Source organism: Halorubrum tibetense (assembly GCF_042661865.1).
Classification (GTDB): Archaea; Halobacteriota; Halobacteria; order Halobacteriales; family Haloferacaceae; genus Halorubrum; species Halorubrum tibetense.
In genome coordinates this window covers 1-529 of the sequence record NZ_JBHSWW010000727.1, presented here as the reverse complement: position 1 = coordinate 529, position 529 = coordinate 1, and the positions used below count along the sequence as shown (strand labels likewise).

1 protein-coding gene is annotated in these 529 nt (G+C 50.3%); it reads right to left on the bottom strand.

Annotated elements, in window-relative coordinates; genetic code table 11:
* A partial coding sequence (locus ACFQEU_RS17975) for a hypothetical protein (RefSeq protein ID WP_379784384.1) occupies window positions 1–376 on the bottom strand: 376 nt, incomplete at its 3' end.
* Between the last annotated feature and the right edge of the window lie 153 nt (window positions 377–529).

Below are 529 nucleotides of genomic sequence, written 5' to 3'. Positions count from 1 at the left end.
CTAGTGCTGTATGGGGAGCCTCTAATTTAAAGCCGGTCTTCTGCCATTTGCCATCAACGCGTGCGCTGGCAGCGACGATGGTGAGGTCTCGAGTGTCGAGTACTAATTCGCTCACCTTGTCGGCTTTGCGCTCAAAGTCAAAGATGACTGAGCCACTTAGCTCCTGCTTCTTGAAGCTGACACTGAGATCCAAGGTAAGGTGGGTTGTGAGCACCTCGTGTGGGTTGGCTTGGCTGTGGTAATCGATACTTGGGTCGAGTTTTGGGGTGGCAGCCACTGCAAGTGTGGCAATCAGGCTAAGGAGGCCTGAGCAAATAAGGCGCAGCATGGTGTTCTCTCTGATTAAAATAATGAACCTACTAGTCAGACGAAGCATAGAGCAAATTCCTCCCTAGTTTGTCTCGAGGCATAAAAAACCCCAGACTATGCTGGGGTTTCTAGTGTCACTCACCTAGCTGAAAACAGCTGGGTTTAATGGCTGTCGCCGAGCTTCTTTTCAAGATAGTGAATGTTCACACCGCCTTTGCGG